Annotated in this window: 13 protein-coding genes; 10 read left to right on the top strand and 3 right to left on the bottom strand. The window is 41.9% G+C overall.

From position 1 onward, the window contains the following. Window positions 1-116 precede the first annotated feature (116 nt). Both nrdE and nrdH read right to left on the bottom strand, forming a co-directional pair. Window positions 117-2,276 carry a class 1b ribonucleoside-diphosphate reductase subunit alpha gene (nrdE, locus tag AC4CS8_RS03300; protein WP_493893534.1) on the bottom strand — a complete coding sequence of 720 codons (2,160 nt, stop codon included), beginning with the start codon at window positions 2,274-2,276 and terminating at the stop codon, window positions 117-119. Window positions 2,277-2,604: 328 nt separating this feature from the next. After that, on the bottom strand, window positions 2,605-2,823 hold the full coding sequence (gene nrdH / locus AC4CS8_RS03305; RefSeq protein ID WP_493893535.1) for a glutaredoxin-like protein NrdH: 219 nt from the start codon (window positions 2,821-2,823) through the stop codon (window positions 2,605-2,607). A gap of 299 nt (window positions 2,824-3,122) precedes the next feature. Here nrdH and acnA point away from each other — a divergent pair, with 299 nt between their 5' ends. From acnA to ptsP, 5 genes are all read left to right on the top strand, one after another. Beyond that, window positions 3,123-5,795: an aconitate hydratase AcnA gene (acnA, locus tag AC4CS8_RS03310; protein WP_493893536.1), complete on the top strand. Its 2,673-nt coding sequence runs from the start codon at window positions 3,123-3,125 to the stop codon at window positions 5,793-5,795. Next, entirely contained in the window at window positions 5,792-6,910 is a 1,119-nt protein-coding gene (locus AC4CS8_RS03315) for a citrate synthase (protein ID WP_493893537.1), read from the top strand. Before acnA ends, AC4CS8_RS03315 begins: the two co-directional genes overlap by 4 nt. 4 nt (window positions 6,911-6,914) lie before the next feature. Next, window positions 6,915-8,102, top strand: coding sequence for an NADP-dependent isocitrate dehydrogenase (icd, locus tag AC4CS8_RS03320; protein ID WP_493893538.1), 1,188 nt, complete (start codon window positions 6,915-6,917; stop codon window positions 8,100-8,102). Between the two features lie 149 nt (window positions 8,103-8,251). Beyond that, the gene (locus AC4CS8_RS03325) at window positions 8,252-8,515 is read left to right on the top strand and encodes a phosphocarrier protein HPr (protein ID WP_002936050.1); all 264 of its coding nucleotides are present in this window, start codon (window positions 8,252-8,254) and stop codon (window positions 8,513-8,515) included. A gap of 4 nt (window positions 8,516-8,519) precedes the next feature. Then, window positions 8,520-10,253, top strand: coding sequence for a phosphoenolpyruvate--protein phosphotransferase (gene ptsP, locus AC4CS8_RS03330; protein ID WP_493893539.1), 1,734 nt, complete (start codon window positions 8,520-8,522; stop codon window positions 10,251-10,253). A gap of 87 nt (window positions 10,254-10,340) precedes the next feature. Here the strand turns inward: ptsP and AC4CS8_RS03335 are convergent, their stop codons facing one another. Next, window positions 10,341-11,828 carry a DUF1846 domain-containing protein gene (locus AC4CS8_RS03335; RefSeq protein ID WP_493893540.1) on the bottom strand — a complete coding sequence of 496 codons (1,488 nt, stop codon included), beginning with the start codon at window positions 11,826-11,828 and terminating at the stop codon, window positions 10,341-10,343. Between the two features lie 283 nt (window positions 11,829-12,111). Between AC4CS8_RS03335 and AC4CS8_RS03340 the strand changes: the two genes are divergently transcribed. From AC4CS8_RS03340 to smc, 5 genes are all read left to right on the top strand, one after another. After that, entirely contained in the window at window positions 12,112-13,380 is a 1,269-nt protein-coding gene (locus AC4CS8_RS03340) for an MFS transporter (RefSeq protein ID WP_493893541.1), read from the top strand. A gap of 60 nt (window positions 13,381-13,440) precedes the next feature. Beyond that, window positions 13,441-14,682 (top strand): MFS transporter, encoded by a 1,242-nt coding sequence (locus tag AC4CS8_RS03345; RefSeq protein ID WP_493893542.1) that lies wholly within the window; start codon window positions 13,441-13,443, stop codon window positions 14,680-14,682. A 38-nt stretch (window positions 14,683-14,720) separates the two neighbouring features. Beyond that, on the top strand, window positions 14,721-15,767 hold the full coding sequence (locus AC4CS8_RS03350) for an ArsR/SmtB family transcription factor (protein ID WP_493893543.1): 1,047 nt from the start codon (window positions 14,721-14,723) through the stop codon (window positions 15,765-15,767). A 114-nt stretch (window positions 15,768-15,881) separates the two neighbouring features. Next, the gene (gene rnc, locus AC4CS8_RS03355; protein ID WP_493893544.1) at window positions 15,882-16,568 is read left to right on the top strand and encodes a ribonuclease III; all 687 of its coding nucleotides are present in this window, start codon (window positions 15,882-15,884) and stop codon (window positions 16,566-16,568) included. Between the two features lie 2 nt (window positions 16,569-16,570). Continuing rightward, window positions 16,571-20,110, top strand: a complete 3,540-nt coding sequence (gene smc / locus AC4CS8_RS03360; protein WP_493893545.1) for a chromosome segregation protein SMC — start codon at window positions 16,571-16,573, stop codon at window positions 20,108-20,110. The last annotated feature ends 75 nt before the right edge of the window (window positions 20,111-20,185 follow it).

The following is a 20,185-nucleotide window of genomic DNA, read 5'->3' on the forward strand; positions in this document are numbered from 1 at the left end:
TAGAAACTGAAGACGGTATTTCTTCAGTTTCGTAGTTAGTAAGGTAGCTAGCTAATCCGCTGATAGCGGTTGGCGTAGATTAGGTAGTTGGCTTGCCAACATCTAATCTTGCTACGTCAGATTACACAACTCTCACAGTGGTTTGCGCCGACTTCTTCGCCGTCGTCTGTAAATGTACGAATGTAGTAGATAGACTTGATACCTTTGTTAAAGGCGTAGTTACGAAGAATGGAGAGATCGCGCGTGGTTTGTTTATTTTCTTTTTTCCATTCGTAGAGTTCCTTTGGAAGTTCACTGCGAAGGAAAAGAGTGAGGGATAAACCTTGGTCAACGTGTTCTGTTGCTGCTGCATAAACATCGATAACCTTACGCATATCCATATCGTAGGCAGACTTGTAGAATGGAATGGTTTCAGTTGCCAATCCAGAAGCTGGATAGTAGATTTTACCGATTTTCTTCTCTTGACGCTCTTCAATACGCTGGGTAATTGGGTGGATAGAAGCAGAAACATCGTTGATATAACTGATTGATCCGTTTGGTGCAACTGCCAGACGGTTTTGGTGATAAAGACCATCTGCCATTACTTTTTCACGCAATTCAGCCCAATCTTGTCCACTTGGAATGAAGATTCCTTTGAAGAGTGCTTTGACACGGTCAGATTGTGGTTGGTAATCACCGGTTACATACTTGTCGAAATAAGTACCGTCTGCATATTTTGATTTTTCAAAATTATAGAAAGTTGTTTTCCGTTCACGGGCAATATTATTTGATTCTACCAAGGTCCAGTAGTTGAGGAGCATGAAGTAGATATTAGTAAATTCTACGGCTGTTTTTGATCCGTAATCAATCAAGTTTTGAGCTAAGTAAGAGTGAAGTCCCATTGCCCCAAGACCGATTGAATGAGCCTGTTCATTACCAGCTTCAATAGAAGGAACGGCAGAGATGTGTGAATGATCTGTAACGTATGTTAAAGCGCGTGTCATGGTACGAACAGATTGACCAAAGTCGGGTGACTTCATGAGGTTAACAATATTGGTTGAACCCAAGTTACATGATACATCTGTTCCCATTGTCAAGTATTCCTGAGAATCGTTGATAAGGCTAGGAGTTTGTACTTGAAGGATTTCAGAACAGAGGTTAGACATGATGATCTTACCGTCAACTGGATTGCTGCGGTTAGCAGTATCAATGTTGATGACGTAAGGGTACCCAGATTCTTGTTGAAGTTTAGAAATTTCTGTCTCTAGATCACGAGCCTTGATTTTGGTCTTGCGAATGCGTGGGTTTGCCACCAACTCATCATATTTTTCTGTAATATCCAGATAGCTATAAGGCACACCGTATTCCAATTCGATAGAGTAAGGGCTGAAGAGGTACATATCTTCATTCTTACGTGCTAATTCATAGAACTTATCTGGAATGGTAATACCAAGCGATAGGGTTTTGACGCGTACTTTCTCATCGGCATTTTCCTTCTTAGTAGAAAGGAAGGCGATAATATCCGGGTGGAAGACATCAAGGTAAACAACCCCAGCACCTTGGCGTTGACCAAGTTGGTTAGAGTAAGAGAAGCTATCTTCAAAGAGTTTCATAACGGGAACGACCCCAGAGGCAGCTCCTTCGTAACCCTTGATTGGTGCCCCTGCCTCACGCAAGTTGCTGAGTGAAATTCCGACACCACCACCGATACGGGACAATTGCAGAGCGGAGTTGATGGAGCGACCAATTGAGTTCATGTCATCTGTTACTTGAATCAAGAAACAAGAAACCAACTCACCACGACGTGCGCGACCAGCGTTGAGGAAAGAAGGAGTAGCAGGCTGATAACGCAAATGAATCATTTCATTAGCTAAATTAAGTGCCAATTCTTCATTTCCTTCTGCAAAATACAAGGCGTTGAAGAGAACACGGTCTTCCATGCTCTCCAAATAGTAGGCACCGTCGTTTGTTTTAAGGGCATACTGATTGTAGAATTTGTAGGCAGCCATGAAAGACTTGAAGTGGAAGTTTTGATCCTTCAAAAACTGTTCGATTTTAATGAGGAACTCTGGACTATAGTTTTGTAAAAATTCACTTTCGATATAGTTTTCTTCTATTAAATAATCAATTTTTTCTAAGATAGAGTCAAATTGTTTTGTATTTGGAAGTACATTTTCATTAAAAAATGCTGTGAGAGCTTCTTGATCTTTATGAAGTGGAATTTGTCCATTTATAGGACGGTTGATTTCGTTATTTAAACGGAAGTAGGACACATCGCCTAATTCTTTCAAACTCATGATTGTAATCTCTTTCTATAAATAAATGAAAAAATGGGAGTGGGAGAGAACTCGATTAACCTCAAAAAAGGTTCGTTAACAAGTCCTCATTTTGAGCTAAAACGACCGTTTTGCCCTCCCACATAGCTCCAATAGTCAGAGTAGTGACTTATTGGAGGTTAGATTTGAAGTGTAGTACACGAATTTCTGAAATTTGTTTTGCAAATCCCATCTCCAACTTTTAACAGTCCACCGGACTGTTAAAGCCAATCAACCACTGTGGTGAGATGTTGACTCAAACTTTGAGTAGTGGAGTTAAACTTTTTACCAATCTCCAATAGGGCACTTGTTAAACAAGTGCTTTTAGTTTGCTTGGTTGGAAACCTGAGAAACTTTCTATCTCTGTTTCGATTACAGGAGCAGATGAGAAGCCAAGACCTTTAACGTGCTCGATAAATTCAGGTTGCTCATCCAAATTGATTTCTTGATAAGCAACATTATGCTGGTCCAAGAAACGCTTGGTCATCTTACATTGGACACAATCATGTTTTGAGTATACAGTTACCATAACTCTCTCCTTTTTGTTAATCACCAATCTAGGATACAAGATTTTGTGGTGAAAGTCAAGAAGTAAAAACTAAATATTGTGTTATATTTTATCTAAGAGTACTATATATAGTGTAAAAACCTAATATAGTCAAATTTTGGAGTTTATTGGAAAGATAGTGTTTTATCAGTTATGTCATGTATAAAATTCTCGTTTCTCTATAAATGTTATAAAATATAACGTGAAAAAGTAAGAAAGGAATTGCCTTTTTATAAAACAATTATGTATAATATAAAGACAAAATAGTTGAGGTGACATAAATGGAGAAAAGGTTTACAAATACATTATATATTGATAAGAAGGCATATTGTTACTTTGATTTAGAAATGTTGTGTCAGGAAAATGGAGTGGATATTCATACACTTCCTTATACAATTCGTGTTTTACTCGAAAGTTTAATTCGAAAAGAAGATGGGGTAGATGTTCTAAAATATCACATAGATAATCTTGTTGCCTATCAGGCTTATGCTCCAAAGGGAGAAATTCCTTTTAAACCCAGTCGAGTTATTTTGCAAGATTTTACAGGAGTACCAGTCGTTGTTGACTTAGCTTCCATGCGGGATGCAGTCGTCAAACAAGGAGGTAATCCTGATTTGATCAATCCAGAAATTCCTGTGGATTTGGTTATTGATCATAGTGTGCAGGTCGATTTCTTTGGCTCTGATACAGCTTTAGAGCAAAATATTGAGTTGGAATTTGAACGCAATCAGGAGCGGTATCAATTTCTGAAATGGGCAGAAGGAGCGTTTGATAATTATCGAGCGGTTCCGCCGGCAACCGGTATTATTCACCAAGTTAATATTGAATTTTTGAGTGATGTCATTATTGAAAAAGATGGTTGGCTCTATCCAGATTCTATGTTTGGGACAGATAGCCATACAACCATGATCAACGGAATTGGTGTGCTTGGTTGGGGTGTGGGAGGAATTGAAGCAGAAGCGGCCATGCTTGGCGAGGCTTCCTATTTCCCTGTGCCAGAGGTGATTGGTGTTCGTTTGGTTGGAGAAATGCCGAAGATAGCAACTGCTACAGATTTAGCCTTAAAAGTAACGCAAGTTTTGCGTCAGGAAAATGTAGTTGGAAAATTTGTGGAGTTTTTTGGACCAGGCCTAGCTTCCTTGACTTTGGCAGACCGAGCAACAGTCGCGAATATGGCTCCTGAGTATGGTGCTACCTGTGGTTATTTCCCAATTGATGCAGAAACTCTTAACTATATGCGTTTAACCAATCGTTCGGAAGAACAAATTCGACTGACAGAAACCTACGCAAAGGTCAATCATTTTTATTATGATGAGAAAAAGTACCCGACCTATACCAAGGTTATTGAGTTAGACCTATCTAGTTTAACTCCTTCCATTTCTGGACCAAAACGGCCACAGGATTTGATAGAATTAGCAAATGCTAAGGAAGAATTTCAAGCTAGTCTGGTTCGTGAGGCAGGTGTGAGAGGCTTTGGTTTAGGAGAAGAGGAATTAGATAAGACGGCAGAAGTCGTATTTAATTCAGAAGATAAAGAAGAGATAAAGACAGGGCACGTTGCTATTGCTGCCATTACCTCTTGTACCAATACTTCAAACCCATATGTGCTACTAGCTGCGGGGCTTTTAGCCAAAAATGCAGTTGAGAAAGGCTTGACAGTAGCTAAGACTGTTAAAACCTCCCTGGCACCGGGATCTAAGGTGGTAACAGGCTATTTACGAGATTCTGGTTTGCAGACTTATCTAGACGCTCTTGGATTCAACTTGGTAGGTTATGGTTGTACCACCTGTATTGGAAACTCAGGGGACTTATCACCAGAAGTCGCCGAGGCTATTAAAAATGAGGATTTGCTCGTATCGGCAGTCTTGTCAGGAAATCGAAACTTTGAAGGACGTATTAATCCCTTGGTTAAGGCTAATTTTTTAGCTAGCCCACCTCTTGTTGTAGCTTATGCCTTGGCTGGTAACATGAATTGTGACTTGACAAGTGAACCTTTAGGTTTTGATGAAGTAGGAAAAGCTGTTTATTTAGCTGATATTATGCCAAGTCGTGATGAAGTAGATGCTTATATTGAGCGTTATGTTACTCCAGATTTGTTCAGGGCAGAATACCAACAAGTTTTCACAGATAGTCAAGCTTGGAATGAGATTGAAACGGCAACTGGTCAAAATTATCAATGGGATAGTCAGTCAACTTACATTCAAAATCCGCCTTACTTTGATCAGTTGAAAGAAGATTTGACTTTGAAACCTCTTCGGAATTTAGCAGTGCTAGCTAAATTTGGCGATACAGTTACGACAGACCATATTTCGCCAGCGGGTAATATCGCTCGCACTAGCCCGGCAGCTAGCTACTTAGAAGACAATGGGGTAAGCTTTATGGACTTTAATTCTTACGGTAGCCGTCGAGGGAATCACGAGGTCATGATGAGAGGGACTTTTGCCAATATTCGCATCAAAAATGAACTGGCTGATGGGAAAATTGGTGGATGGACTAAGTATAGAGGTGAGATAGTATCCATTTATGATGCAGCCATGGCTTATCAATTAGCAGGCATTGGTAGCTTGGTTATTGCAGGTAAAGACTATGGTATGGGGTCCAGTCGAGATTGGGCAGCAAAAGGTGCAAGCTTGCTTGGAGTTCAAGCTGTATTGGCAGAATCTTTTGAACGCATTCATCGCTCCAACCTTGTTATGATGGGGGTCCTTCCCTTGCAATTTTTAGAAGGACAGACAGCAGAGAGTCTTGGTTTGACTGGTTTAGAACGCTATGACATTGACCTGCCAGCTGATCCAAAAGTTGGTCAGCTGATTCGAGTGCGAGCTGTTTCAGAAGATGGAACCAAGGAATTTGACGTTCGTCTGCGTTTTGATGCCGTGGCAGATATTCGCTATTACCGTCACGGAGGTATTTTGCCAATGGTTGTACGAAAGAAATTAGGAGGAGCAATATGACAGAAAGTCAAGGTTTGAAGGACATGATTGCCTGCGAGACACGGATTTGTGCAATTGAAAATGAAGCCCTTTCTTATGCAGGTTATGATATTTCTGAGTTGATGGATAACAATGCTTCCTTTGAAGAGGTCATTTACCTCCTTTGGAATTTACACTTACCGACTCAGATTGAACTCAATCATTTTGAAAAGAGTCTACGGTCGGAGTACGCTATCTCAGATGCAGTGGAACAGTGTATCTTAATTCAGTCTCGTAAGCATCTACATCCTATGAGTGTTCTTCGTTCGACGGTTTCCCTTCTTGGTGTTTACAACATTCATGCTGAGGAGAATTCCTTAGAAGCTTTGTACGACCAGTCTATTCAGATTATGGCTAAGGTGCCGACTATAATTGCTAGCTTTGCTCGTTTTCGTCAAGGTCTAACTCCGATTGAACCGAGGGAGGACTTGGGGTTTGCGGCAAATTTCCTCTATATGCTGACAGGCGAGGAGCCTACGGAACTTCAAGTGAAGGCTTTTAATAAGGCGTTGGTTTTGCACGCAGACCATGAACTAAACGCTTCTACCTTTGCGGCACGGGTTACGGCTTCCACTTTGACAGACTTATACTCCTGTGTAACGACGGCCATTGGTACGCTTAAGGGGTCGCTACATGGCGGAGCAAACGAACGGGTGTTCGATATGCTCTTAGCTATCCAAGAGAGCGGCGATACGGAAGGCTACTTGCAGCAAAAATTAGACTCCAAAGAAAAGATTATGGGTTTTGGTCATCGTGTCTATCGGAGAGAAGATCCTCGACAAAGATATTTGAAAGAAATGGCGAGAGACTTGACGACGGGAACAGAAAACGAAGCTTTTTATCAACTCTCTCAAGAAGTGGAAAACTTTATCAAGCATAAGAAGGGACTGATTCCCAATGTCGATTTTTATTCCGCGACAGTCTATCATGTTCTAGGGATTGACAGTGATATTTTTACGTTAATTTTTGCTATGAGCCGAATGGCTGGTTGGATTGCTCATGTACAGGAACAACGTAAGAATAACAAGTTAATTCGTCCGCGTTCTTCTTATTTAGGAGCACGAGATCTGACTTATATCCCAATTGGAAAGAGGTAAAGTAATGGCAGAATTGATTCAAATGAAAACAGGGAGTTTAGTTGTCCCTGACAGACCAGTTATTCCTTATATTGAAGGGGATGGTGTGGGAAAGGATATCTGGCCAGCTACGCAGGCAGTAGTGGATAAGGCAGTTGAGAAAGCCTATGGTGGCAACCGTCAGATTATCTGGGAAAAGATGCAAGCAGGCGAAGCAGCTTTTGAGGCCCTTGGAACCTACCTGCCTGATGAAACCATTGAGCGAGTGAAGGAGACTTTAGTTGCTATCAAGGGTCCTTTGGGAACACCAGTTGGTGGGGGGCATCGTTCCTTGAATGTTGCTTTGCGTCAAGATTTGGATCTTTATGCCTGTGTCCGTCCTATTCGTTACTTCAAAGGTGTTCCAAGCCCTCTAAAAGAACCTGAAAAAACGCAGATGACTATTTTCCGTGAAAATACAGAGGATATATACGCAGGTATTGAGTGGGAAAAAGGGACTGCTGAAGTAGCCCAAGTCCTCGCTTTTCTACAAGAAAAAATGGGCGTCACTAAAATTCGCTTTCCTGAAAGTTCTAGCATCGGCATCAAGCCCATTTCTCAGGAAGGAAGTCAGCGTCTGATTCGGGCAGCTATTGATTATGCTCTCAAGGAGAAGTTAACAATTGTAACCTTGGTTCACAAGGGAAATATCCAGAAATTTACGGAAGGTGGCTTCCGTAAATGGGGGTATGAGTTGGCTCAAGCAGAATATGCTGACCAGTTAGCTAACGGAAAGTTGGTGGTTAATGATATCATTGCGGACAATTTCTTACAGCAGGTTCTTTTAGCTCCAGAAAAATTTCAAGTTGTCGCTCTGACCAATCTAAATGGTGATTATGCAAGTGATGCATTAGCAGCTCAAGTTGGAGGAATCGGTATCTCTCCTGGAGCTAATATCAATTATCAGACAGGGCATGCAATCTTTGAGGCTACTCATGGAACAGCTCCAGATATTGCAGGTGAGAACAAAGCAAACCCCTCCTCTCTTTTACTATCAGCCTGTATGATGTTGGATTATCTCGGCTGGACTGAGGCCAGCAGGTTGATTATTTCATCCTTAGAAGCGGCTTTTGAAAACGGTAAAGTTACGGCAGATTTTGCAAAAATGTTAGGAAAAACAGGGCTGTCAACTAGTGAATTTGCTGAGGTACTTATTACCACTATGGAAAGATGAGTTAAATTAATCGAGAGCTTTTCTGCTATCCAAATTTGAAAGAACGATAAAAAAATCTTGAAAATGATTTCAAAAAGTGGTATAATATCGTTTGTAAGGGTTATCATTCGCTAACCTACAATATTGAAAAAACAAAGGAGAATCCAAATATGGCTTCAAAAGACTTCCACATTGTGGCAGAAACAGGTATTCACGCACGTCCAGCAACTTTGCTTGTTCAAACTGCTAGCAAGTTTGCTTCAGATATCACTTTGAACTACAAAGAAAAATCAGTTAACCTTAAATCTATCATGGGTGTTATGAGTCTTGGTGTTGGTCAAGGCGCTGATGTAACAATCTCTGCAGAAGGTGCTGATGCTGACGATGCTATCGCAGCGATCACTGAAACAATGGAAAAAGAAGGATTGGCATAAGAATATGACAGAAATGCTAAAAGGAATTGCAGCATCTGATGGTGTTGCCGTTGCTAAGGCATATTTACTCGTTCAGCCAGATTTGTCCTTCGAAACTGTTACAGTTGAAGATACAAATGCAGAAGAGGCTCGTTTGGATGCTGCTCTTGCAGCCTCTCAAAACGAGCTTTCTGTTATTCGTGAGAACGCAGTAGCTAGCCTAGGTGAAGAAGCCGCAGCTGTATTTGATGCACATTTGATGGTTCTTGCTGACCCAGAAATGATTGGTCAAATTAAGGAAACTATCCGTGCCAAGAAAACAAATGCTGAAACAGGTTTGAAAGAAGTTACGGATATGTTTATCGCAATCTTTGAAGGTATGGAAGATAACCCATACATGCAAGAGCGCGCAGCAGACATTCGTGACGTAGCAAAACGTGTATTGGCACACTTACTTGGTGTACGTTTACCAAACCCAGCTACAATTGATGAAGAATCTATCGTTATTGCACATGACTTGACACCTTCAGATACAGCACAGTTGAATAAACAGTTTGTAAAAGCCTTTGTAACCAACATCGGCGGACGTACAAGCCACTCAGCTATCATGGCTCGTACACTTGAAATTGCTGCTGTTTTGGGTACAAATAACATTACTGAAATCGTTAAAGACGGTGATGTATTGGCTGTTAACGGTATCACAGGTGATGTAGTGATTAACCCTTCTGAAGAAGTGATTGCAGAATTTAAAGCAGCTGGTGAAGCCTATGCTAAACAAAAAGCTGAATGGGCACTTTTGAAAGATGCTCAAACAGTTACAGCTGACGGCAAACACTTTGAATTGGCAGCAAACATCGGTACACCAAAAGACGTTGAAGGTGTAAACGATAACGGTGCTGAAGCAGTTGGTCTTTACCGTACAGAATTCTTGTACATGGATTCGCAAGACTTCCCGACTGAAGATGAGCAATACGAAGCTTACAAGGCTGTTCTTGAAGGCATGAATGGCAAGCCAGTTGTGGTTCGTACAATGGACATCGGTGGTGATAAGGAACTTCCTTACTTCGACCTTCCACACGAAATGAACCCATTCCTTGGTTTCCGTGCCCTTCGTATCTCTATTTCTGAGACTGGTAACCAAATGTTCCGTACTCAGTTGCGTGCCCTTCTTCGTTCATCTGTACATGGTAAACTTCGTATCATGTTCCCAATGGTTGCCTTGTTGACTGAATTCCGTGCAGCAAAAGCAATCCTTGAAGAAGAAAAAGCAAACTTGTTGGCTGAAGGTGTAGCAGTTGCAGATGATATCCAAGTTGGTATCATGATTGAAATCCCTGCAGCAGCAATGCTTGCAGACCAATTTGCAAAAGAAGTTGACTTCTTCTCAATTGGTACAAACGACCTCATCCAGTACACTATGGCAGCTGACCGTATGAACGAACAAGTTTCATACCTCTACCAACCATACAACCCATCAATCCTTCGCTTGATCAACAATGTTATCAAGGCTGCACACGCAGAAGGCAAGTGGGCTGGTATGTGTGGTGAGATGGCTGGTGATCAACAAGCTGTTCCGCTCCTTGTCGGAATGGGATTGGATGAGTTCTCTATGAGTGCAACATCAGTACTGCGTACACGTAGCCTTATGAAGACACTTGACACAGCTAAGATGGAAGAATATGCTCACCGTGCGTTGACAGAATGTGCAACTGCAGAAGAAGTTCTTGAACTTCAAAAAGAGTATGTTGATTTCAACTAATAGTAAATAGATAGAAGCAAGGATAGTTTTCTCCTTGCTTTTTCAATATAGAAAAAATAGACTTGCTTTTGCAAGTCTATTGATATGCTAGTTTTTTTGATAGAATTTATTGTGCTGATAAACAGGATCAAATGTTAGATTGATACCTAGTTTACGAAGGACACTCTTGTCTTCATCGGATAGGATAACGGTTGAGTGGGCCTCGCTACCGTTTAATTGTCCTAATTCTTTCATGGCACGCGCAGCGATAGAGCTATCCTGTGCTGTGATGGCAAGGGCGTTAAGGATTTCGCTGGCATCGAGTCTTGTGTTTGTTTTATCCAAGTAATCTGCTTTCAGTTCTTGGATTGGGCGGATATAGTTTGGTTCAATAAGGAGAACTTGGTCGTCAATTTGTGCGATTTGTTTGATGGCATTCAAAAGGACGGTAGCAGTTGGTTTAAGGAGGTCTGAGGTCTTACCTGTAACAATTTCGCCAGTTGGCAACTGAATAGCAAGGGCAGGGCTAGCTGTCAGCTCTGCTTTTTCGCGTGCAGCGACAACCACCTTACGATCAGCAGGAGTAACACCGACTTCATTCATGAGAAGTTCAATCTTTTTAACAGCTTGCTCGCTCACTCGCTCTGCCTTGAAATCAACCAAGGTTTGATAGTAGCGGCGGATGATTTCCTGCTTGGATGCTTCAATAGCAGCTTCTTCGTTAACAATGGAATAGCCGACCATGTTGACCCCCATATCCGTCGGTGAAGCATAAGGTGATTTACTCAAAATGCGCTCAAAAGTACGGTTAAGAACAGGGAAGACTTCAATATCACGGTTGTAATTGACCGCTGTTTTTCCGTAGGTTTGGAGGTGGAATGGATCAATCATGTTAAGGTCATCCAGGTCAGCTGTAGCTGCTTCGTATGCCAAGTTGACAGGATGGTGGAGCGGCAAATTCCATACTGGGAAGGTTTCAAACTTAGCATAACCTGATGTTACTCCGTGCAGCTGGTCGTGGTAAAGTTGAGAGATACAAGTCGCTAACTTACCTGAACCAGGTCCAGGCGCGGTTACGACAACCAGGTTACGGCTGGTTTCGATGTAGTCGTTTTTCCCCATTCCTTCAGGTGAGATGATATGGTCGATGTCAGAAGGATAACCTTTGATTGGATAGTGGAGGTAAGACTTGATGCCGTGTTTTTCCAATTGCTTGCGGAAGGCATCCGCTGCTGGTTGGTTGCGGTACTGAGTAATGACAACTGAACCAACATAAATATCAATATCATTGAAGGTATCAATCAAGCGGAAGACTTCTTGGTCGTAAGAAATGCCCAAGTCACCACGTGCCTTAGAATGCTCAATATTGCTAGCGTTGATTGCAATGACAATTTCAACTTGATCTTTCAACTCTTGGAGGAGTTTGATTTTGTTATCTGGTTCATAGCCTGGCAAAACACGAGCTGCGTGGAAATCTTCTAGCATTTTTCCGCCAAATTCCATGTAGAGCTTGCCTTCAAACTGGGCAATTCGCTCCAAAATGTGATCACGTTGTAGGTTCAAATACTTATTTGAATCAAAAGCAATCTGTTTCATACTAATAAAGTCCTCCATATAATCAATAAATTGGGTCCATGTTTGGAAAAAACAAAAAATGCCCCCTAAAATATAGGGAGCTTTTTTTCTGACCTCACAAAAGAGGTGCCCGAACAGTACTATAACAAACTAAGTTGTTCTTGTCAAGAAAAAGACAGAACCAAGAATGTTAAACGAATGTTTAAAAAATATTTTATTTTCATTAAATTAATCGTTGACTTTATTAAAATAAAGTGTAAAATAATATTAAACAAATATTTAATTTCTGTTTAAGGAGATATTTATGAAAAACCTGATGAAAAATAAATTATTCCTATCTAGTTTTGTAGCTGATTTGATTTCAAATTTTGGTGATACCCTTTACTATCTAGCTCTGATGAACTACGTCTTACTATTGCCAGATACCAAGTTTGCTTTGGCTATGATTACAGCCTCTGAAACCTTACCAATCTTGGCTGGTCTTTTTATCGGAATCTGGGCTGATAAAACTAAGAATAAGTTGGATACCATTCTAGCAACTCTTATAGTTCGTGTTGGTTTGTATGCCCTCGTTGGTTTTCTAATGGGGTTTGCGCCAGCTCTCTGGGTTGTAGCAATAGTTTGTGTGGTGAATTTCCTGTCTGATTTGGCAGGTCAATATGAAAATGGTCTTTATCTGCCAGTTAGTTTGCGGGTTGTAGCAGCAGAAGACCGTGAGTCTGCCATGGCTTTCAAGATGACGGTGAAATCACTTTTGCAAATTGCATTCCAAGCCAGCGGAGCTATCCTAATCGGCTTTATGTCTTATCAAAATCTTGCTTTCTTCAATGCAGGGACCTTTTTGGCCAGTCTTGCAATTATGATGATACTGTGTCCAGCTCTTGCGAAACTCTTGAAGGAAAATCCTATCCAGCAAGCTGAACAAGTGGAAACGGAGACAGGGATTATCAAGAGCATGCGTCAAAGTCTTAAAGACTCCTATCAAGCTATCCAAGATATTCCTGTCCTAAAAGCTTCTATCATTACCATTGCTAGCTTAAACGCAATCTTTACGGCTCTATCACCCCTAGTTATCCTTAATATGAAGGAATTTTCAGATTTTGTTATTGCTAATGCAGGGACAACCGTTGCGCTCATTTCTATTCTCTTTTCAGTTGGTAGCATCCTTGGTTCAAGTATTGGGATGGCTCTCTTCAAAAATGTCAGCTTGATCAATCTTCTCAAGTTTTCCACCCTCATGCCTGTCATCCTTTTCGCAGGTTTCTTCCTTCATAATATCTACATGGTACTGGCGGTTATTTTTGCAACTGCTATGACCTTGGGCGTCTTTAATCCCAAAATGAATGCCTTGGTCTTGAATGAATTGCCAGAGGATAAATTGGCGACCGTTGGCGGTGGTATTGATAGCTTCTGTCAAATTGGTATGGTTGCTGGTCAAGCCTTGGTTGCTTTTATGGTGACAGTTCTATCTGCGACGAGTATTTCCCTTATCTTCCTCTTGCTTTCTGTGGGGCTATTGAGCTTTACTATTCTTACAGGGTACAAGTCTGCAAAATCAGTAGTAAACACTTGAAAAGAAATCTATGCAAGCAGATTTAAGGTGCTAAAACCAAGCCTATCAGGAGAAGAAACTATGAAAAAACTAATCCGTAATAAATTGTTCCTCTCTAGCTTTGTAGCGGACTTGATTTCAAACTTTGGGGATGTCTTGTATTACTTGGCTTTGATGAACTATGTTTTACTCTTGCCAGATACTAAATTCGCCTTGGCGATGATTACAGCCTCTGAAACCTTGCCAATTTTGGCTGGTCTCTTTATCGGAATTTGGGCAGATAAGACGGAAAATAAATTGGATACCATTCTGGCAACCTTAGTGGTTCGTATTGGTCTATACAGTCTGGTAGGTTTACTGATGGGGTTTGCTCCAGCGCTTTGGGTTGTGGCAGTGGTCTGTGTCATCAATTTCTTCTCTGACTTAGCTGGTCAATATGAAAATGGTCTTTATATGCCAGTCAGTTTGCGGGTTGTGGCAGCAGAAGACCGTGAAGCTGCCATGGCCTTTAGGAACTCTGTGGGAGGTGTCTTGTTAATTATCTTCCGCTCTAGCGGCGCTATCTTAATTGGTTTCATGTCTTATCAGAGTCTAGCCTTTCTCAATGCAGGGACTTTCTTGGCTAGTCTTGCGATTATGATGATTCTTCGTCCAGCTCTTGCCAAATTGTTGAAAGAAAATCCTATCAAACAAACTGAGCAAGTAGAAACAGAGGCGGGCATTATCAACGGTCTTCGTCACAGTCTCAAAGAATCCTATCAAGTCATTCAAAAGATTCCTATCCTAAAAACTTCTATAATTGCCATTACTTGCTTTAATGCTATCTTTTCGGCTATTTCCCCACTGGTTATCCTCACAATGAAGGAATTTCCAGCCTTTCTTATTGTTAATTCAGGGATAACAGTTGCCTTGGTCTTTAATCTCTTTTCAGCTGGGTACATTCTGGGGTCTAGTATCGGTATGGCACTCTTTAAGGATATCAGCTTTGCCAACCTCCTTAAGTTCTGTATCCTTATGCCTGTATTACTGTTTACAGGCTTCTATTTTCACAATGTTTATATGGTGATGGCCTTTATTTTAGTTATTACGATGACGACTGGAATCATCAATCCCAAATTGTATGCTTTGATAATGAATGAATTACCAGAGGATAAGCTGGCTACGGTTAATGCTGGAATGAATACACTATTTAATATTGGTAGTGTTGCTGGCCAAGCCTTGGTTGCCTTCATGGTGACAGTTTTATCTGCGACGAGTATTTCTCTCGTCTTTCTCTTGCTTTCGGTGGGACTATTAAGCTATACTATTCTTAAAAGGACATAAAATTGCAACATCAATAGTGAATGTTTAGAAAGAAACCTATGAAATTAGATTACCGTGAGTATAGAAGTGAAATTGTTGAAAAATTCTTCATTCCCTTGATTGTCAAGGAACGTGAGGAGCCTTTTGAAGCAGATTTATCACAGAAAGAAAAAGACATTTTGAAAGATGCTTTAGAAATTCGTGATGAGATTGAAGGAAAATTAGCTGATTTTCGTCAGGAAGTCAATGAGGTCTTTCTCTGGGGACAAATTTTTACTCTCTTGCATAGCTTGTATTTTTATTTGCTCAATCAAGGGCAGGACCCACAGACTGTTGAGGATGCCTGTCAGTTGATTTTGGACTTGTCACAGGAAGAAGTTGAAGAAGCTATGAGAACCATGCTGGCATCAGAAAATGACGGTCATCGGGAACAAGACCTCAGCCTCATGGAACTTTTGGAGAAAACAGATAAAAAGCCAGCAGATAAATGGTACTGGTCACTAGCTATTCGCAATCCCTTGGAAACAGTTGGACGTTCTGTGGAAGTCTTGAACAGGTTGCTGCCTATCTATCAACCTTATTTTGAACAGGCAAGGGCAGAGCGTGAAGCTTTTGCTAGGGATTTTGACATCGAAAAATTGTATCGAGAATCCAAGCAATTATCCATGACTAGCTTGGATGCTTTGGGTGTAGATACTGCCCGCTTCTTCGTCCTTAGTCCATGGTGCTTTTGGTTTGCCTATTATGGTAATGAAACATTTGACTACATGAAGGTTGCTCTTCTGGCTTCCTGTCGGATTGACCAAATTCTGCTATCAACTAATGAGTTAGATGTGGATGGTTTAACCGCTGCTCTCAAGGTTATCAGCGATAGCACACGCTATCAGGTTTTGGTAGAATTGACCAAGCCTCATGCCAAGAGCAAAGACATCGCTGAGCGGCTCAATATTACAGGGGCAGCAGTGTCTTTCCACACCCAGAAACTGATTAACGGCGATTTGCTTCTCTTTAATACAAAGGATAGCGATGTTAAATATAGTGTCAATCGTGACCTACTCCAACAGATGATTGCCAAATTGACAGAGGATTTTGATCTTGATTCATAAGTAGAAAACACGGCAGAAGCTGTGTTTTTCTTCGGTCAAAATAGGGAGTATTCTTTGAAATATGGTATAATAAAGGGTGACTTGCCTAGGTAAGTCAATGAGAAGGAGAAAGAAATGCAAGAATTACAAAAAAAGCTGGCTGTGGAGTTTGGGATTGATTTTAGTGATTTATCCTTGTTGGAAACGGCTTTTACCCATACGTCCTATGCCAATGAGCACCGCCTTCTAAAAATTTCACACAACGAACGCTTGGAATTTTTAGGAGACGCTGTTCTGCAATTGATTATTTCCAAGTATTTGTATCAGAAATATCCTGATTTTCCAGAGGGAGAAATGTCAAAACTTCGCTCGACATTTGTGCGTGAGGAGTCCCTAGCTGGTTTTTCTCGTACCTGCGGTTTTGATCGTTATATCAGATTGGGGAAGGGTGAGGAGAAATCTGGCGGTCGCAATCGTGATACCATTCTAGGAGATGCTTTCGAGGCTTTCTTAGGGGCTCTGCTATTGGATAAGGGGGAAAAGAGTGTAGAGGCCTTTCTTCATCAGGTAATGATTCCACAACTAGAGATAGGTAACTTTGAACGAGTGACGGACTACAAGACTGCCTTGCAGGAAATCCTGCAGGTCAATGGTGAAATCACGATTACCTATCAGGTGGTTTCTGAGTCAGGTCCAGCGCATGATAAGGTGTTTGAAGTGGAAGTCTTAGCGGAAAATCGTATGATTGGTCGTGGAAAGGGCCGGTCTAAGAAATTAGCAGAACAGGCTGCTGCCAAAAATGCGGTGGAGGCCAGAGGATAAGTATGTATCTTAAATCGATTGAAATGCAAGGTTTTAAGTCCTTTGCAGATAAGACCAAGGTCGTTTTTGACCGTGGAGTTACCGCAGTTGTTGGACCAAATGGGTCTGGGAAATCCAACATTACAGAGAGTCTGCGTTGGGCCTTGGGGGAATCTTCTGCTAAGAGCTTGCGTGGTGGAAAAATGCCGGATGTTATCTTTGCGGGTACGGAAAGTCGCAAAGCTCTTAACTATGCCTCTGTGGTGGTAACCTTGGATAATGCTAGTGGTTTTATTGCGGATAAGGACAAGGAAATCAAGGTGGAACGACAGATCTATCGCTCAGGAGATAGTGAGTACCTCATCGATGGCAAAAAAGTTCGCTTGCGTGATGTACATGACTTGTTCATGGATACTGGTCTAGGGCGGGATTCTTTTTCAATTATTTCCCAAGGGCGAGTGGAGGCAATTTTCAATTCCAAACCAGAGGAGCGTCGCGCTATCTTTGAAGAAGCGGCTGGGGTACTCAAGTATAAGACTCGTAAGAAAGAAACCGAAAGCAAATTAGCTCAGGCTCAAGATAACCTTGATCGCTTGGAAGACATCATCTACGAGTTGGACAATCAGGTCAAACCACTAGAAAAACAAGCGCAGACTGCTAAAAAGTTCTTAGAATTAGATGGACAACGCAGGGAACTCTATCTGGATGTTTTGGTAGCTCAGATAGTAGCTGGTCGTGAAAAATTGACTGCCAAACAAGAAGAATTGGAAGTTGTCAAAGCAGACTTAGCTAGTTATTACACCTTGCGTTCTAATCTAGAGCAGGAAAACCAAGACCTCAAAAATCAACGTCATCTTTTAACAGAGCAGATGGAGAGAGAGCAGGCAGTTCGTTTGGATTTGACCAAGTTGATTAGCGACCTGGAGCGCAAGATCGAAGTTCATAAATTAGAATCCAGTCAAAATGAATCCAGTAAGCAAGAGGCTCAAGAACGTCTGCAGACCCTACAGGAGAAGTTGGACAAGACTAGACAGCAGGTTGCAGAAAAAACAGACCTGATTGCAGATTTGAAGAGCAAGCTAGCAGGTCTTAAAGAGAAAATTGCAGGACTTGAAAAAGAAATTACTTACTTCTCAGAAGATCCAGAACAGGTCTTGGATCATTTGCGTGAGCAGTATGTGAGCCTTTTGCAAGAAGAGGCTGATTTGTCCAACAATCTGACCAAGGTAGAGCAGGATATTGCTAACCAGATTCGTCTATCTGAAAGTCAATCGGAAGAGATTCAGCGTTTACAAATTGAAAAAGAAGCGGTAGAAAGAGAAGTTTCTACGAGTCAGCAGGAAAGAAGTCAGGCAGAAACTACCTTGTCTCAACTCTTGAAAGACTATCAGGAACAAGCGCAAACCTTACAAGAAGAGGAGCGGGATTACCAGCAGGAACAAGGGGTTATGTTTGAGCTTTTGGATCAGGTCAAGGCCAAGCAAGCACGTCAAGCCAGCCTCGAAGCAATCCTGAAAAATCACTCCAACTTCTATGCTGGAGTCAAGTCAGTTTTGCAAAATGCTCAGTCTATCGGAGGCATCATCGGGGCTGTTAGTGAACACTTGACCTTCGATACCCGCTATCAGACTGCCCTTGAAATTGCTCTTGGTGGAGCTAGTCAGCATGTCATCGTCGAGGATGAAGCGACAGCCAAGTCAGCCATTTCTTTCCTTAAGCAGCAACGACAGGGGCGGGCAACCTTCTTGCCATTGACGACCATTAAGCCACGTCAGCTAGCTGGTCATCATGAGTCCGTTTTGACGACAGCGACTGGCTTTCTTGGTATGGCGAGTGATTTGGTGACCTATGAACCACGTCTCCGCACTATTTTCCAGAATTTGCTGGGGACCATTGCCATATTTGATACGGTTGATAATGCCAATCAGGCAGCGCGTGCGACCAAGTTCCAAGTGCGAATGGTGGCCTTGGACGGCTCGGAAATCCGTCCTGGAGGAGCTTTTGCCGGAGGTAGCAATCGTACCAATAACACCACCTTCATCAAACCAGAATTGGACCAGTTGTTAGGGGAAATAGCAGAGCTGTCCAATCAGTTGAAAGCTCAAGAAGACAAGGTTGCACATCAGAAAGCAAGTCTTGAGCAAGCTCGTCAAACCTTAGAAAATATAAAAACACAAGGCGAAGAAGCTCGGTTAGCTGAACAAGAAATCCGTCTCCGTCACGAGCAAGCTGAGGAACGGCTGAAACAAGTGACCAGTCTGTATAGTTTGCAAGTCAGTCAGACCAGTCCGGCTATTTTGACAGAATTACAAGAACTACAGATAAGTTATCAAACAGATTTAGCTGTCATGGCAGACAAGAAAATTCAGCTCAATCAACAGATTGAAGAGGTGAAGAATAATCGAGATGCCATTCAAGAAAATCTGACCAATTTGCAAGATCAACTGTCCAGCTTGAAATTGGAGCAGACCCAATTTGTTGGTCAACTTGGCTTTGAGCAAACAGACTTGACTCGCTTGCAGGAAGAAGTTGCCTCAACGGAGAAGGAAGCTGGGATTCTTGAAGATATTATCAATCAGAAGTCGGTTGCAATTGATGATACTAGCTTAGATGTCTTGCAAGAGCAATTGGAAGCTGCCTTGAAGAAGCAAGATGAAACCAACCAGATACAAATTCGTTTGAAATTTGAATTGGAAGATATTGATGGCCAGTTTGAAGACTTGGAAAGTCGTTTGGAGCAGGCCCGTCTGAAGAATGATGATTTGATTCGCAAGCAAGCCAAATTAGAAGCTGATTGTGAGCAAGCTAGTGACAAGTTGATGACTCTTTTAGCCAATCTTGGTGAGCAGTATAAGATGAGCTTTGAAGAAGCACAGGCTAAAGCCAAGGCGGTAGAAAATCTGGCTCAATCAGAAGGACAGGTCAAGGATTTGGAGCGGGCTATTCGTGCTCTAGGTCCAGTTAACTTGGATGCCATCGAGCAGTATGATGAAGTCCACAATCGCTTGACCTTCCTCAATGAACAGCGAACAGACATCCTATCTGCTCGTGACCTTCTCTTGAATACCATTCATGAGATGGATGATGAGGTCAAGGAACGCTTCAAGGTTACCTTTGAGGCGATTCGCGAAAGCTTTAAAACAACTTTCAAGCAAATGTTTGGCGGTGGCTCTGCGGACTTGATATTAACCAGTCCAGATATTCTGACTGCGGGTGTCGAGATTTCAGTTCAGCCTCCGGGTAAGAAAATCCAATCTCTCAACCTTATGTCAGGTGGCGAAAAAGCCCTCTCGGCTCTTGCTCTGCTATTCTCCATTATCCGCGTCAAGACCATTCCTTTTGTTATTTTGGACGAGGTGGAGGCGGCCTTGGACGAGGCCAATGTCAAGCGTTTCGGGGACTATCTCAATCGCTTTGACAAGGATAGCCAGTTTATCGTTGTAACCCACCGTAAAGGGACAATGGCGGCGGCAGATGCTATGTATGGGGTCACCATGCAGGAATCTGGCGTGTCCAAGATTGTTTCGGTGAAACTTAAAGATGTGGAAGATTTTGCCAAATAGAGCAGTTACCCTTGGGATTTTCTCAAGGGTTTTGCCATTAGATGTGGTATAATAAAAGAACTGGGAAAAGGGGAA

It is taken from the genome of Streptococcus sp. NSSLK0004 (genome assembly GCF_059039125.1).

Coding starts and splice junctions, on each gene's coding strand:
- nrdE (WP_493893534.1), bottom strand. CDS start 2,276: ATGAGTTTGAAAGAATTAGGCGATGTGTCCTACTTCCGTTTAAATAAC.
- nrdH (WP_493893535.1), bottom strand. CDS start 2,823: ATGGTAACTGTATACTCAAAACATGATTGTGTCCAATGTAAGATGACC.
- acnA (WP_493893536.1), top strand. CDS start 3,123: ATGGAGAAAAGGTTTACAAATACATTATATATTGATAAGAAGGCATAT.
- AC4CS8_RS03315 (WP_493893537.1), top strand. CDS start 5,792: ATGACAGAAAGTCAAGGTTTGAAGGACATGATTGCCTGCGAGACACGG.
- icd (WP_493893538.1), top strand. CDS start 6,915: ATGGCAGAATTGATTCAAATGAAAACAGGGAGTTTAGTTGTCCCTGAC.
- AC4CS8_RS03325 (WP_002936050.1), top strand. CDS start 8,252: ATGGCTTCAAAAGACTTCCACATTGTGGCAGAAACAGGTATTCACGCA.
- ptsP (WP_493893539.1), top strand. CDS start 8,520: ATGACAGAAATGCTAAAAGGAATTGCAGCATCTGATGGTGTTGCCGTT.
- AC4CS8_RS03335 (WP_493893540.1), bottom strand. CDS start 11,828: ATGAAACAGATTGCTTTTGATTCAAATAAGTATTTGAACCTACAACGT.
- AC4CS8_RS03340 (WP_493893541.1), top strand. CDS start 12,112: ATGAAAAACCTGATGAAAAATAAATTATTCCTATCTAGTTTTGTAGCT.
- AC4CS8_RS03345 (WP_493893542.1), top strand. CDS start 13,441: ATGAAAAAACTAATCCGTAATAAATTGTTCCTCTCTAGCTTTGTAGCG.
- AC4CS8_RS03350 (WP_493893543.1), top strand. CDS start 14,721: ATGAAATTAGATTACCGTGAGTATAGAAGTGAAATTGTTGAAAAATTC.
- rnc (WP_493893544.1), top strand. CDS start 15,882: ATGCAAGAATTACAAAAAAAGCTGGCTGTGGAGTTTGGGATTGATTTT.
- smc (WP_493893545.1), top strand. CDS start 16,571: ATGTATCTTAAATCGATTGAAATGCAAGGTTTTAAGTCCTTTGCAGAT.